The organism is Halalkalibacter kiskunsagensis (assembly GCF_037027555.1).
In the GTDB taxonomy this organism is placed as follows: domain Bacteria; phylum Bacillota; class Bacilli; order Bacillales; family Bacillaceae_D; genus Halalkalibacter; species Halalkalibacter kiskunsagensis.
This window is the reverse complement of sequence record NZ_JAXBLX010000005.1, coordinates 1-15,361: the sequence shown is the minus strand read 5'-3', so window position 1 is coordinate 15,361 and position 15,361 is coordinate 1. Positions and strand designations below refer to the sequence as shown.

Below are 15,361 nucleotides of genomic sequence, written 5' to 3'. Positions count from 1 at the left end.
GAGTGCTCTTCTCCTAGTGGACGCGCAGCGTGCGGATCCATTGCCAGTCTTTCGCTACGAATTGATCACCTCAAAAAGGTTACTTTTCACCTTTTTGAGGTCGCTCTTTTATTTTCGTGCTTCTAACTTCATTTGCTCTACAAACGACTCTAACGATACGGACTCAGAATCTTGCTCGCCATATTTTCGAATATTAACAGCTGAAGCTTCCATTTCTTTATCACCTAGTACAAGCATATACGGGATCTTCTGCATTTGCGCTTCACGTATTTTGTACCCTAATTTTTCTTCACGCTCATCAATTTCAACCCGTACACCAACTAGTTGTAGGCTTTCTTGAACCTTTTTCGCATATTCTAGATGAACATCATTTGAAACAGGAATAATTTGCGCTTGAATAGGTGCTAACCATGTTGGGAATGCCCCTTTGTATTCTTCAAGTAAAAACGCGACAAAACGTTCCATCGTTGAAACGACCCCACGGTGAACCACGACTGGCCGATGTTGCTGTCCGTCTTCTCCCACATATGTTAAATCAAAACGTTCCGGTAATAAAAAGTCTAATTGTACAGTTGAGAGCGTCTCCTCTTTTCCTAGAGCTGTTTTGACTTGAACGTCAAGCTTTGGACCGTAGAAGGCAGCTTCCCCTTCTGCTTCAAAGTACTCAATTCCTTCAAGTTCATTCATCGCATCTTTTAGCATACTTTGAGCTTTATTCCACATTTCATCATCATCAAAGTACTTTTCTGTATCTTCCGGATCACGATAAGACAGACGGAATTTGTATTTATCAATTCCGAAGTCATTATAAACTTCTTGGATTAGACGAACAACACGGATAAATTCATCTTTGATTTGATCAGGACGACAGAAAATATGAGCATCATTTAGCGTCATCCCACGTACACGTTGAAGTCCAGATACCGCCCCAGACATTTCATAACGATGCATCATCCCAAGCTCCGCAATTCGAAGTGGTAGTTGACGATAACTTCGCATGTCTTGTTTGTACACCATCATGTGATGTGGACAGTTCATCGGACGTAAAACGAATTCTTCATTATCTCGTTCCATAACAGGGAACATGTCATCTTTATAATGATCCCAATGTCCTGATGTTTTATATAATTCAGAGCTTCCGAGTATTGGCGTGTACACATGTTGATAGCCAAGTCTTTCTTCTTTATCAACAATGTAACGTTCAATAATACGACGAACGGTTGCTCCTTTTGGTAACCAAAGGGGCAGACCTTGTCCAACTTTTTGCGAAAGCGCAAAAATGCCAAGTTCTTTTCCAAGCTTACGGTGATCACGTTCTTTTGCTTCTTCTAGCAAGCGAAGGTGCTCTTTTAAATCCTCTTTGTTAAAGAACGCTGTCCCGTATATACGTTGGAGCATTTTGTTTTTACTATCCCCGCGCCAATACGCACCTGCTAAACTTAATAGTTTAAATTCTTTGATTTTATTTGTTGATGGAATATGCACCCCACGACAAAGATCAAAGAATTCACCTTGCTCATAGATTGTTAACATTTCGCCTTCAGGGATGGCTTCGATTAACTCAAGCTTATACCCATCTCCTATTTCTTTGTATTGTTGGATTGCTTCTTCACGAGTAACTTCCATACGTTTTACTTCAAGGTTTTCAGAAATAATACGCTTCATTTCCTTTTCAATCTTTGGCAAATCCTCTGGTGTCAGGGACTCTTCTGAATCAATGTCATAATAGAAGCCACCTTCAATTACAGGTCCCACCCCTAGTTTCACATTTTTATAAAGACGTTTGATCGCTTGTGCCATCACGTGAGCTGTACTGTGACGAACGATTTCTAAAGCTTCGTCAGAATCAGAGGTCACAATAGCAATCGTTCCATCCTCTGTAATCGGTGTACGTAGATCAAGCAATGTATCATTTAATTTACCAGCAATTGCCTTCTTCTTTAATCCTGGACTAATTGATGCTGCAATGTCTTCTGTTGTTGTTCCACTTGGAAATTCTTTAACTGCTCCATCTGGAAACGTAATTTTCAAATCGGCCATACTTATCCACTCCTTCTTTCTCGTTACAAATTCGCAACGGCTGCGCTCGTTGCGGTCTGAGGTTATCGCATAAAAGCAAACAAACTCAAAATAATAAAAAAACACCCATCCCTCCATATAGAAGGGACGAGTGTAGTTCGTGGTTCCACCCTTGTTTAAGACTGACTTTTATGTCTGTCTCCTCAAGATACAACATAACGGCTGTTAACCGGCGTCAGATAGTCCATGCAAAATGTTTCCCTGCCGCAGTTCAGAGGTGGTAAGAACGCCATTCTAGTTAGGAAGCTCTCAGCAAATGCTTCCCTCTCTGACAACCGATACGAGCGCCTCATGTCCTCATCAAGACTCTTACTTGTTTGACTATGATATGTAGTATTATAGGGAGGCTTGATCAGAAAATCAAGAGGCAATGAAAAGTTAGCTCCATTCCTGTTCATATGCTTTTAACGGAAACAGCTTCATTCTCTCTTGAAAAATGGCTTGAATCGATAAAATGACCCCATGATCTGGATCATCCGAAAAAACATGGACACGGTTCGGCACCATACTAACGAGCGGGCTTATAACCATATCCTCCACATCGACTTCTTGTTCAAACACCAAATCGTCTTGTAAATGAAAGAGAAGTTCTTCTCGGGTCATTCTCCGGAAATGTTCATCGTAAAAAGTAAACGATCCATCATGAACAACATACACCATATCAAGCTTCGAACGTTTTGATTGAACAAATTGGCGAAAATCTTCTATCATATTCTGATACTCTTGTTCAAGCATATACTCATCAATAGCAATCTCCACACAGTCAATCAACATTTCACCATAATCACGTAATCGAAATGTTAAGAATGGTTCATAATAAAACGTCGTCTCTTCTTCTAGGTGATTGGAAAAAGCATGATAAATAAATTCCCTACGATTAAAAAATGGCTTCATTTGAGGTAAATCATTACGATCCCCTTCTAGTATGGAACGGGCAACAGTTAAAATCTGCTCTTGTTCTTCTTCATCCGTAAAATAAAACATATTTTCAATAATATCTAATAACCATTCATCTTCTTTCGTACTAATAACATAATCAGTTAAAACCGAAGAAAGCAAAGGGTGAAACGAATCATAGAAGTTAATATACTTGTGTTCATAGTTGAGAATAATCGTGTCGTCGCCTTCTGCCCGTACGATTCCACCTAAGCCGTACGCAGCGTACTTTTGAATATACAGTTTCAGCTGAGAAAACAGCTGTTTACAATCATGCTCTTGTTCAAAATGGATTGCTATCAACGCTTACTCCCCCTTACATATTACAAACACCTCTATTGGCATATCATTCTTGTCGTCCATTTCAGACAGGCTCTACTTTCATCCTATGTTTGGTTTTTAAAAACATGATTAGAAAATAAATTTTAAAAGTAAGAAGCTAGCAATCTTTTTATTATCATCTTTTTTAATACTGAAATCTTAATAAGAGTGGGATCCCAGTCGCTTTTTTCGGTTCAACTAGTTCTGTTCCGCCCCTTACCTTTCTTGGTCTTTCTGCCTCTGGCTCTGGTCTCAGCCAATACAAAAAGGGTCTGTACCTCCAATGAGGACAGACCCGAATCTATTTCTAACTCTAATTTTGCATGATAAAATCTTTTGCTGCTGTTTCTTCATCATCAAACACGCGTAAAATTCCATACTTTGTATCGCGTTGTGCTGGTATTTTGCCAGCTTCACGGATCAAACGAAGAATTTCATTTGTGTTTACCTTATGAGTGGTCCCGGCAGCTGAGACAACATTTTCCTCCATCATCGTACTACCAAAGTCATTACAACCGTACTGAAGGGATAACTTCCCAACTTCAGGTCCCATTGTCACCCATGATGATTGGAAGTTAGGAATGTTATCAAGGAACAACCTAGAGATTGCTACATTTTTTAAATAATCACGAGATGTAAGTTTCTTAGTTTTATACATTCCAGTATTCTCCGGCTGGAACAACCATGAAATAAATGCTGTAAAACATTCCGTTTCATCTTGAGCATCTCGGATTCGTTGCAAGTGAAGTGCACGCTCTTCAAATGATTCACCAAAGCCAATCACCATTGTAGCTGATCCGTGCATTCCAACACGTTTTGATGCTTTCATAGCATCAATCCATTGTTCCCATGTGATTTTCAATCGACTGACTCGCAGACGCGTTTCTTCTGTAAGAATTTCAGCACCACCACCGGGCATACTATCTAAACCAGCAACGTGCAATTCACGTAGCACATCCTCAACAGATAGACCAGAAACCTCTACAATTTTCCAAATCTCTGCAGGAGAAAAAGAGTGCATCCAAATTGAAGGATAACGCTTTTTAATTTCTCGAAGGAGGTCTGTGTAATAATTAAGTGGCAAGTTTGGATTCGTACCACCTTGCATCAAAATCTCAGTACCATCAACGGCAAGTGTCTCTTCTATTTTCTTAAAGATTTCTTCATCTTTAAGAACGTATCCCTCATTGTGACCTGGAGCACGGTAAAACGCACAAAAACGGCAATACGTATCACAAAAATTCGTGTAGTTTACATTACGACCAATAACAAAAGTCGTAATCGGTTCAGGATGCCATTTCAACATAATTTTATTGGCAGCTTCCCCCATTTTCTCCACTTCATCACTTTCATATAGAGCAACGGCATCATCCATTGACAATCGTTCACCATTCACCGCACGTTCTAATATAGCATCAATGCTCATGTTGTACCCTCCGCAATAATCAATATATGATACTCTCATCCTATCATAGTTATCTCTTTGCGCAAAGCAATCACTCTGCTTTTGGAATAAACTTCAAGCAATCTATCTTGAACGTCGATTTGCTCCATCAACGGTTACGAAGGTCGTAAAATGTTTAATTCTCTCCATAATTCGTTTGGCTTTTAATTCTTCAATCCCGCCACGTTCAGAATACGCTAAGTGTTCTTCAAGTTCATCATAATCATAATTGGATGTAAACAAGGTCGGTAACTTTTCAAGCATGCGATGTTGCAATATTGCGCCTAATACATCATCTCTTATCCAGCCTGAAATTGTTTCTGCTCCAATATCATCAAGAATTAGCACTTGAGCGCGTTTTACCATATCTATTTTTTCCTGAAATGTACCATCTCCTATCGATTGCTTCATTTCTCTAAAGAAATCTGGTGTGTACACAATATATGATTCAATATTCCGATCACGTAACTCATTTGCAATCGCACCCATTAGATGTGTTTTTCCTACACCAAATCGACCATAAAAATATAGGCCTTGGCCGTCACTTCCAGGCATTGCATTCACAGCGAATGCTAATGCTTTTCGGCTCGCCTCTTCACGTTCGTGATCCCGATCTAACTTCTCAAATGTAGCATCCAATATATCTCTTGGAACATAAAGCGATTTAATGAGCTGACGTTGCTTACGAGCATTTTCTTCATTTTTCTTTAATGAACAAGAATGATACTCTAGGTCAAGCGCTCTTCTTGTGAGAATGATTTCTGGCTGGTAGCCTTTCATCATATTTGGACAGGCTGCTAATCCTGGACAACTCTCACAGTTTTGCCGCTCTTTTTGAAATTCATATAATTTAATCAAGCCTTGGTCAAGAATATCATCGGTTACTGGCTCACCCTCAAGAGCGTTATTTACTAATGGGTCAGCTAATAATGTTTTTCTAGCGTCATGTAAACGTTGCTCGAGCTTATTATCTTTCGTCCATTGTTTTAACGCCGATTGAATTGATTCCATGCTTACCCCTCCCCTTTCTCTACCTTGCTTTTTCGTAGTTCTTTGAGCATTTGATCAAAACTTTTCTCATTTTGATGAGTATCTATTTTTTTCGATTCGATTGGCTTTTGAGATGGGCCTTCCTCCATCTTGTTTTCTTTCTCTGCTACCAACCATTTCGGTAGTTTATCTCGCTTTTGTTGTTGCTTTCGTTGCCCACTTCTTTTCATAGAAGATGGAGCTTTCACTTTATTGGCTATCTCTTTTGATTTCCGTTGTTCCTGCTTCGCTAGTTGCATCGCTTCTTTAACCGTTTGTACTTTTTTTCTAGACCAGTGACCGGCAATCTTATCAATTAACGCCTTTGATAATTTCATATCTTGACTATAGAGCATAAATTCAAGCAAAACATTTGCAACACCAGGAAGCAACTGATGGTCAATCAGTAACGATTCGATGATTTTCACATCAGCCACAGGAACCTTAGAGCCATCCGAACGGATCTCAAGTAAGGTTAAAGGAGGCGTTGTTTCATAAAACTTAATTGTACGCTCTTCCTCTGTCTCTGGCTCCTTTCCAATCATCGTCTGATATTTTGCAGGTTGTTTTTGCAGTCCTAAACCTGGTGGTTCATTTCCGTGCTCTACCTTATACCACTCTTGTGTCTTTTTTCTTAATTCGCTTAAATCTAACTTATCATCATGTAGAAGGGCTTGCTGAACGATACTACTCATTTCAAGCGGTTCAATCTTATACACAAACGCTAGCCTGCTAATTGTTTTTCTCACTTCCACTGTTAAGACATCTGAAGGGACAATAAATGTCGATAAGCTTTTTTCAAGAAGGTCAAAATCAAATTGTTGAAATATAAATTCACTTGAACCATTCTCCTGAATTAGTTCTTGATTACGCCGCACCTTTAATGCGTTTTCTGTTTCTGATTGCAGATTCGATACCATCTCTGAATGGTGTAAGGACACGTACACTTCGTCAAAGGCATATGTCAGTTCGTCATACTGCTCGTGATCAAGCTTATCAAGTGTAAATCGTTCGCGCAATTGACGATAGTGCGTTTTCCCAAGGCGGTTAAATAGATACACACTTAAAACATCATTTTCGAAAAATTGTTTCGGAGTCATAGGAGGTTGTAGTTCATATAAATATGTTGTTCCTCCACTTTCGTCCTTACGTTTAAACGTCTTTAATAGACCGATTCCTTCAAGTTTCTTTCGTTCTTCATATATAACTTCAAGTGACACACCTAAGAGTAACATTAATTGCCTGTGTGTTTGTTCATTGCTCCAGTATTGATCATGTTCAAGTTGAGACAGCATGGTTACGTACAGACTATGAGCCATAGCGCCTGTAAGTGGTTGATATAACAATGTTAACGTACGTCGGTCAATATCTGTTATATGATTACTTGTCCGAACAGAAAAACGATCAACAGGTAGTAATTCTTTCCAATGCCATGTCATTACACTCACCTCCACAATCTTTTTTGGCAAAAGCACTAGAATTCAGCTTAGCATCATTTCATTGCTCAAGTAAAAAGAGCTTGCAGCGATGATCGCTTAAGCTCTATTATTCACTAATTCTTATTCATTAGTTCCGTTAATTCTTTTATAAATACATTAATATCTTTAAATTGACGATAAACGGAAGCAAACCTTACATATGCAACATCATCAATATCTGCTAGCCTCTCCATTACAAGCTCGCCAACATCTTGACTGTTAATCTCATTTTTCCCTAATCCACGTAACTCACGTTCAACCCCATTGACAATTTTTTCAAGGGTTTCAAGTGGAACAGGTCTCTTTTCACACGCTCGAATTAATCCTCGTAATATCTTTTCTCGAGTAAACTCTTGACGGGTACCATCTTTTTTTACAACAATTAGCGGAATTTCTTCTACCATTTCAAACGTCGTAAAGCGATGGCTACACTCTTCACATTCTCTCCTCCGACGGATAGAACGTCCTTCATGACTAGGCCTTGAATCAAGTACTCGAGTTCCATTATGATGACAAGCAGGACATAACATTAGATCATCTCCACTTTCCGTATCGTACTCATTCGTTCATTTTTCTTATATTTATTTTAAGATATAGAAAGAGGTCTGACAAGATAAACACTATTTGTCAGTCCTTCATCCGTTTTTGTATATGTATATCATATCATACTGACATTTTATAAAAGCAATTTTCCACAAAAAAATGAACACAAAAAGAGGCTGACTCCTAAACATCCATTCTATTAACATTTTTATACAAAACCTAAGTCTCATATGTTGTAAATGCCAAATAATAGATGCTTGTAGAGTCAACCTCTTAAATTTTCAGTTATAGCGCTTGAACTTTTGATTTCGGAATTTTCACTGGTCCCATACCTCTAGGTACTTCAATAACCTCGCTTGATTTTGCACTTAATTGCTCAGCGATGTAATTGGCAGCAACATTCGGATCAAGGTCTCCACAAGTATACACATCAATACTTGCATAACCATGTTCAGGGAAGCTGTGAATCGTTAAATGAGATTCTGAGATAATAACAACTCCACTTACTCCATGAGGAGCAAACTTGTGAAAAGCTACCTCTCTTACCTCAGCTCCTGACTTTAACGCAGCATCGACAAATACTTGTTCAATAAAACTCATATTATTCAACTTCTCCACGTTACATCCCCATAATTCTGAAATTACGTGACGACCCATAGTGTCCATAAGTTGAATCCCCCTTTACAAAAAATTCATGCCTTCTCAAGCATGTAGGAATGTTTTATTACACGGGGGAAAGTTAGTCCAGAGAGGTCCTAACCCTTTCTGCAAAAAAACAACTCCTGATTTGCTTTAATTGAAGTTCACGAAAATCAGTATACTTTGTTTACAATTTGATTGCAACAGTCCCAAGAATTTTTTTTGGACAACTTATTCATAAGGGACCATAATATCTTCCTTTCACATGCTAATGCATAGGTGTTTATTGCTACTGCTTATCTTCCAATCCCCTATGTTTGCATCGATGTTGCACTCGATCTTTGCAGCCCATCCAAACAATAACTTATTTCACTTCTTTAAAAAGTTGCACCCGTCTATTGACGCAATCAAACTTTTTTCTTATTTGAACAACAATTGATTTTAGGATTTCACAACGAAACAAACACTATACAGAATTGTACATTAGCACTTACTATTGTTAAGGTCCACTAAAAAAAAGCGTAGGTTTCCCCACGCTCTGGATTGCTTTGTTTTATTCAAGAAGCTGAGTGGATTTTACTCGTCTCATGTAACTTATTAGCGACTAGATTCATCAAGTCCACAACTCGGCAGGAATACCCCCACTCATTATCGTACCATGCTAATACTTTTACTTGCCGTCTATTTATTACCATAGTAGATAAACCGTCAATAATTGAAGAATGTTCATTACCATTAAAGTCAATGGACACAAGTGGATCATAAGTAAAACCAAGAATGCCTTTTAGTGATTTCGTAGATGCCAATTCAAGGACACGGTTAACCTCTTCTACTGACACATCCTTTTTCAAATTGACAACAAAGTCAACAAGTGACACGTTCGGTGTTGGTACACGTAAGGCCATACCATTTAACTTTCCTTCTAGTTGAGGAAGAACTTTTGCTATAGCCTTAGCAGCTCCTGTTGAAGTAGGAATAATCGATTGACCGCATGCTCTAGCCCTACGCAAATCTTTATGAGGATTATCAATATTTTTTTGATCATTTGTATAAGCATGTACGGTCGTCATTAAACCACTTTCAATTCCAAACTCTTCATCAATTATTTTTGCAACAGGTGCTAAACAATTTGTTGTGCATGAGGCATTAGACAGAATATGATGTTGTTCATTGATGTATTCTCCATCATTCACACCCATGACAATTGTTAAATCTTCATCCTTTCCCGGTGCCGTAATAACAACTTTTTTAGCGCCTGCTTCAAGATGATAACTCGCTTTCTCTTTTGATTTAAATTTTCCGGTTGCTTCAATTACTATATCGATCCCTAACATTGCCCACGGAAGGTTCCTTGGGTCTCGTGATTGGAACAGTAATATTTCCTTGCCATCTACGACAAGAGTATTCTCTTTCGCTTCAACAGGAAAACCAAATGCCCCGTGAATACTGTCATACTTAATTAAATGAGCTAATGTTTCAGCAGGGTAGCTTGCGTTAATCGCAATTATGTCGACCTTTCCTTCTTGTATTGCTTTTCTAAAGACCATACGACCAATACGACCAAAACCATTTATTGCAACTTTCGCCTTCATTAGAATAACTCCTTCCACAATAAAGTTATACTTATTAACCTTTTCTCATTAATTAGTATAACACATTAAGAGGTTGAGGACATTAATTTTTTGGTAATAAAATCAAAAATAAAAAAAGTGCCTATGTCATTCGTCTTCTCAACCTTATACGTGGTTAAAAATCAGAATCACATCGGTCACTTTTCTATCGACCACTTCTTTAGAATAGCATCGAGTTGCTGTTTCGTTTCTTCTAAAGTAAATGAATTATCAATAATAGCATCTGCTTTTTCTCGCTTGCTTAGTAAAGACATTTGAGAAGCAATTCGCTGCTTTGCATCTTCTACCCCAGCTTGATCTCGTTCAAGAAGCCTATATAATTGCGTTTGTTCATCAACATATACGAGTAATACTTTATCTACTAAGTGAAACAAATTGCTCTCAAATAACAACGGGATATCATAAACAATAGTTTCAGCGCCCTCATTTACCGCCTTTATTTTCAATTCCTCCATCCGATTTCGCACGGCTGGATGAACAATTTGATTTAATATGTCGCGTTCATTCGGGTCTTCAAAAATGATCGAACCTAACTTTTTTCTCGCTAACGTCCCATCGTGATTTATAACACCTTGTCCAAAATGATCAGTAATTGCTTGCAAAGCCTTTGTACCTGGCTCTACAACCTCCCGTGCAATTTTATCAGCATCAATGACAGGAATACCTTTAGTTTGTATCATTTCACTAACAGTCGACTTTCCACTTGCAATTCCGCCAGTTAATCCTATGAACATCTTATCCTCTCTCCTAACCAGTACTCATTTTCAAGTTTTTTCGAAAAGGTAAAAAGCAACCTTTTTTATATAGGCAATGGCTTCTCCGCTACGCGCCTGCTAGGAGAAAATCACTCCTAGAAGGCTTTAAAGATGGTAGCGCCTTCGCTCATTGCTTCAAGTTTTTTCGAAAAGGTAAAAAGCAACCTTTTCGAAAAAACTCTATAAACTGAATACACCTATTATCATTAATAAAAGACCAGGAATAAAGGAAAACTTCTTTATCCAAGCTGAATCAGCAAAACGGTTCCCACTTTTCATGCCTAATGTAACAAATAATGCACTCATTGTCGCTACACTAATAGCCATCAAAACAGGAGAAAACCCAATTAACGCGGCCCCGATACCTGCCCCGAATGCATCCAATGATAGTGCCACTCCAAGCAAAAAAGCCTCACGTCCTGTAATGGTTCCCGAATTATCAATATCTGCTACCATCGGCTTTCGTAAAATGCGGATTACAACACCTAATACACGAATCTCAAAATTAAGGATGATCTCATCACCCTCTGTCTTCACCGTATTTTTGGCAGGGCGATACACTTGATACAAAGCCCAAGCCCCTATCATAATTAATATGATCCCACCTAATGATTCTGCCACACGTGGAGACAAATACGTTTGAATAATGGTACCAAAAAACATCGCAACCAAAATGGATGTAGCTGAACAACCTGCAATAAAAAGCAACGATCGCCAAGGCAATATCATTTTCCGCAATCCATATGTTAAGCCAACACCAAAACTGTCAAGACTTACAGCAAGGGCGATAGCCAATAAGGAGAGAATCTCAACCATCTTGATAAGCTCCTTCCTTTTCAAACATAAGATAGTATATGGCAGGAGCCTATCCAATGGTACTTTATTTTTGACAATTATTGCAGAAGTGTGTACCTCGTCCCCCTACAACTGTTTTTGAAACTTCTTGTCCGCATTCGATACACGGTTCACCTTTTCGTCCGTAAACGGTTAGTTGTTGCTGAAACATTCCCATCTCACCTTGACCGTTCACATAGGACTTAATGGAACTTCCACCGAGTTCAATAGCTTGCTGCAATGTCGTTACAACGGCTTCATGTAAACGTGTTAATTCCTCTACTGTCAACGTGGATGCAGCCCGCTCTGGATGAATGCCAGCCTTAAAGAGCGCCTCATCAACATAGATGTTCCCTAGGCCTACGACTGTTTTTTGGTCTAACAGTACGACTTTAATGTTTCGTGTTGTTTTTTGAAACGATTGCTGCATAAGATTAATGGTGAAGGAGTCTGAGAACGGTTCGACCCCAAGTTGAGACAAAGGCATCATCTGATCTTCTGTACCTTTTTTAAAAATATGCATCGTTCCAAACTTTCGAACATCTTGATAGCGTAACTCTGTTTTATCAGTAAAAGAAAAGATGACATGAGTATGAGCAGGAAGCTCCTCTCCTTGTTGAAAGAGACCATATCGTCCTTCCATTCGCAGGTGTGAAACCATTGTCACATCATCTAATACAAATAGAAGAAATTTCCCTCGACGATTCACTTCATGAATTGTTTGTCCAATTAATTCTAACTTAAATTGCTCAATATCATCAGGTCTTTTGATAATGTTAGCCCATAAGACATCTACAGAGTCAATCGTTTTTCCAATAACCAATTGTCGTAATGTTCTGCTTACCGTTTCAACCTCGGGTAATTCAGGCATACTCTATTCGCTCCTTATTTCGCATCATACCAAGTCTCACCAAACGAGACATCCGCTTTTAATGGTACGTCTAATTTGACCGCTTGCTCCATCACTTCAGGTACAAGCTTCATCATTGTCTCCATTTCTTCCACTGGTACTTCAAAAATCAGTTCATCATGGACTTGTAAGAGCATACGGCTTTTCAAGTTTTCTTCCTCTAATTTTGAAGACATTTCCACCATAGCTTTTTTAATGATATCCGCAGCTGTCCCTTGGATTGGAGTATTCATCGCGGTTCGCTCAGCAAAACTACGCTTGTTAAAATTTCTACTTGTAAGATCTGGCAAATAACGTCTGCGCTGTAATAGAGTGGATACATACCCCTTCTCCCGAGCGTCTTCGATAATATTGTCCATATATTCTTTGACCTTTGGATAACTTGCTAAATAACGCTCAATAAATTGTGCCGCTTCTTTTCTCGTAATCCCAAGACTTTGTGACAAGCCAAAGTCGCTTATCCCATACACAATTCCAAAATTTACCGCCTTTGCACTCCGACGCATATTTGAAGTTACCTCTTCCTTATTTACATGAAACACATCCATTGCTGTTTTCGTATGAATATCCATATCCGTCTGAAATGCTTCAATCAACTTTTCATCACCTGAAATATGAGCAAGGACTCGTAATTCAATTTGTGAATAATCAGCTGCAACCATCTTCCACCCTGGTTCAGAAGGGATAAAAGCCTTTCGAATTTTCCGCCCTTCTTCTAATCGAATCGGGATGTTTTGTAAGTTTGGATCAGTTGAACTCAACCGTCCTGTTTGCGTTAGCGCTTGATTATATCTTGTATGGATTTTGTTTGTTTCTTCTTTCGTTACTTTTAATAATCCTTCGATATAGGTTGAGTTTAGTTTCCCTAGTTGTCTGTAATGCAAAATATACTCGACAATTTCATGATCTTTGGCCAATTTTTCAAGCACATCAGCAGACGTGGAATAACCCGTTTTTGTTTTTTTAATAGGTGGTAGCTCTAATTTTTCGAATAATACTTCCCCTAGTTGTTTTGGAGAATTAATATTGAAAGTACCTCCAGCTAACTCATGAATTTTTTGCTCTAAATCGCGCAATCGACCTTCGAGGTCTGTCCCCATGTTTTCAAGCTGTTCTTTGTCTACTTTCACACCTGTTGTTTCCATTCGCCCTAAAATGATAGATAGTGGCATTTCAAGCTCGCGAAACAGCTCTTCTTGCGAGTTATCTTTCAGTTCTTTCTCTAAAACTGGCTTTAATTGATACAAGGCATCTGCTTTTCGAACTAAATGCTCTGCTACCTTTTCTTGCTCGGGAACTTTTTGTTTTGCACCCTTGCCATAAATCACTTCATCTTCCTGAACTTGACCTTTGTCTTTCCGTTTAGCTACATCACTTATTTCATGAGAAGACAACGATGGATCTAGTAAATAAGAGGCCATCTGCAAGTCAAAGGTCACCCCATTTAACAGAATCCCTTTCCAGCCTAACGCAACTACAGCCCGCTTCGCATCAAACACTGCGATCTTTGTTGATTCATCTTTTAACCAATCAACGAAATCTTTAGAGTTTAGTGCGTGATCCGTTTGAATAAAGAATCGACCTTTCTCGTTAACAATTGCAAATCCTTCAATATTCGCTTGATGATAATTCTCACTTAACACTTCAACGATAAGCGCAGCTTCGTCTGAAAGATGACGTTTCTCAATTGTTTCTAATACTTCATATGTAATCTCATCAAGCTCCTGAGCTTTTGCACCTTCTGTATCAAACTTCGTAACAAGCGATGTAAACTCAAGTTCTTTCATAATTGCTACAACTTTTTGCTTGTCATAATCGCCAAAGCTTAAATCATCTAATTCTGTCTCAAATGGAACCTCAAGATAAATCGTGGCAAGTTCTTTGCTCATAATTGCTTGTTCACGGTTTTGCTCGAGCTTCTCTTTCATTTTTTTACCTGAAACTTGATCAATAGAATCCAATACATGCTCAACTGAACCAAACTCTTTTAATAGCTTAAGTGCGGTCTTTTCACCAACACCAGGTACACCTGGAATGTTATCTGAACTATCGCCCATTAAGCCTTTCATATCTATAATTTGTTTAGGGGTAATCCCGTATTTTTCAGAAATTAACGCTTCGTCATACGCTTCAACATTTGTAATTCCTTTTTTTGTTAAAATGACAGTTACTTTATCCGACACAAGCTGAAGTAAATCTTTGTCTCCAGAATACACCTTTACTTCATATTCCTTTTCCGAAGCATCCTTAGCTAATGTTCCGATAATATCATCAGCCTCATAATTCTCTACTTCAAAACGAGAAATATTAAAGGCATCAAGCATTTCTCGAACTAACGGAAATTGTTCTGATAATTCTGGTGGCGTTTTCTGACGCCCCCCTTTATATTCATCAAAAGTCTTATGGCGAAACGTTGTTTTTCCTGCATCGAATGCCACTAACATATGAGTCGGTTTTTCTTCCTCTATTATTTTCAATAGCATAGTTGTAAAACCATACACTGCATTTGTATAAACACCCTTGTCATTATTCAATAACGGTAAAGCAAAAAAGGCACGATACGCAATGCTATTTCCATCTATCAATACGAGCTTTTTCAACTAAAAGCCCCCCTCTTCATCCAAATTATTCTTCCTTTTATTGTAGCATAGTGACACGAAAATGAGAAAAAAAGGGAGCCCCAAAATAATATGGTACCTGTAGTTAGGACACTTGAAAAAGAGTGTTTTATCTACAGGTATTTTTTTATATACTTGAATTTC

General features: G+C 38.5%; 12 protein-coding genes. All 12 read right to left on the bottom strand.

What is annotated here, in order from left to right; translation table 11 throughout:
- Nucleotides 1-108: 108 nt before the first annotated feature.
- Nucleotides 109-2,040: a threonine--tRNA ligase gene (gene thrS / locus SLH51_RS04000; RefSeq protein WP_335959298.1), complete on the bottom strand. Its 1,932-nt coding sequence runs from the start codon at nt 2,038-2,040 to the stop codon at nt 109-111.
- 417 nt (nt 2,041-2,457) lie between these two features.
- On the bottom strand, nt 2,458-3,318 hold the full coding sequence (ytxC, locus tag SLH51_RS03995; RefSeq protein WP_335959297.1) for a putative sporulation protein YtxC: 861 nt from the start codon (nt 3,316-3,318) through the stop codon (nt 2,458-2,460).
- Nucleotides 3,319-3,649: 331 nt separating this feature from the next.
- The gene (gene mqnC, locus SLH51_RS03990) at nt 3,650-4,762 is read right to left on the bottom strand and encodes a cyclic dehypoxanthinyl futalosine synthase (protein WP_335959296.1); all 1,113 of its coding nucleotides are present in this window, start codon (nt 4,760-4,762) and stop codon (nt 3,650-3,652) included.
- 102 nt (nt 4,763-4,864) lie between these two features.
- Entirely contained in the window at nt 4,865-5,791 is a 927-nt protein-coding gene (gene dnaI / locus SLH51_RS03985) for a primosomal protein DnaI (protein WP_335959294.1), read from the bottom strand.
- Between the two features lie 2 nt (nt 5,792-5,793).
- Nucleotides 5,794-7,248, bottom strand: a complete 1,455-nt coding sequence (locus SLH51_RS03980) for a replication initiation and membrane attachment family protein (protein WP_335959292.1) — start codon at nt 7,246-7,248, stop codon at nt 5,794-5,796.
- Between the two features lie 113 nt (nt 7,249-7,361).
- Nucleotides 7,362-7,817 carry a transcriptional regulator NrdR gene (nrdR, locus tag SLH51_RS03975; RefSeq protein WP_335959290.1) on the bottom strand — a complete coding sequence of 152 codons (456 nt, stop codon included), beginning with the start codon at nt 7,815-7,817 and terminating at the stop codon, nt 7,362-7,364.
- 298 nt (nt 7,818-8,115) lie between these two features.
- Nucleotides 8,116-8,496 carry an adenosylmethionine decarboxylase gene (gene speD / locus SLH51_RS03970; RefSeq protein ID WP_335959288.1) on the bottom strand — a complete coding sequence of 127 codons (381 nt, stop codon included), beginning with the start codon at nt 8,494-8,496 and terminating at the stop codon, nt 8,116-8,118.
- A gap of 530 nt (nt 8,497-9,026) precedes the next feature.
- A complete protein-coding gene (locus tag SLH51_RS03965) occupies nt 9,027-10,061 on the bottom strand; it encodes a glyceraldehyde-3-phosphate dehydrogenase (RefSeq protein ID WP_335959287.1) in 1,035 nt (344 codons plus the stop codon).
- 176 nt (nt 10,062-10,237) lie between these two features.
- On the bottom strand, nt 10,238-10,834 hold the full coding sequence (gene coaE, locus SLH51_RS03960; RefSeq protein ID WP_335959286.1) for a dephospho-CoA kinase: 597 nt from the start codon (nt 10,832-10,834) through the stop codon (nt 10,238-10,240).
- Between the two features lie 201 nt (nt 10,835-11,035).
- A complete protein-coding gene (ytaF, locus tag SLH51_RS03955; RefSeq protein ID WP_335959284.1) occupies nt 11,036-11,671 on the bottom strand; it encodes a sporulation membrane protein YtaF in 636 nt (211 codons plus the stop codon).
- Between the two features lie 64 nt (nt 11,672-11,735).
- On the bottom strand, nt 11,736-12,560 hold the full coding sequence (gene mutM / locus SLH51_RS03950; protein WP_335959282.1) for a DNA-formamidopyrimidine glycosylase: 825 nt from the start codon (nt 12,558-12,560) through the stop codon (nt 11,736-11,738).
- 14 nt (nt 12,561-12,574) lie between these two features.
- A complete protein-coding gene (polA, locus tag SLH51_RS03945; protein ID WP_335959279.1) occupies nt 12,575-15,199 on the bottom strand; it encodes a DNA polymerase I in 2,625 nt (874 codons plus the stop codon).
- Nucleotides 15,200-15,361: the final 162 nt, after the last annotated feature.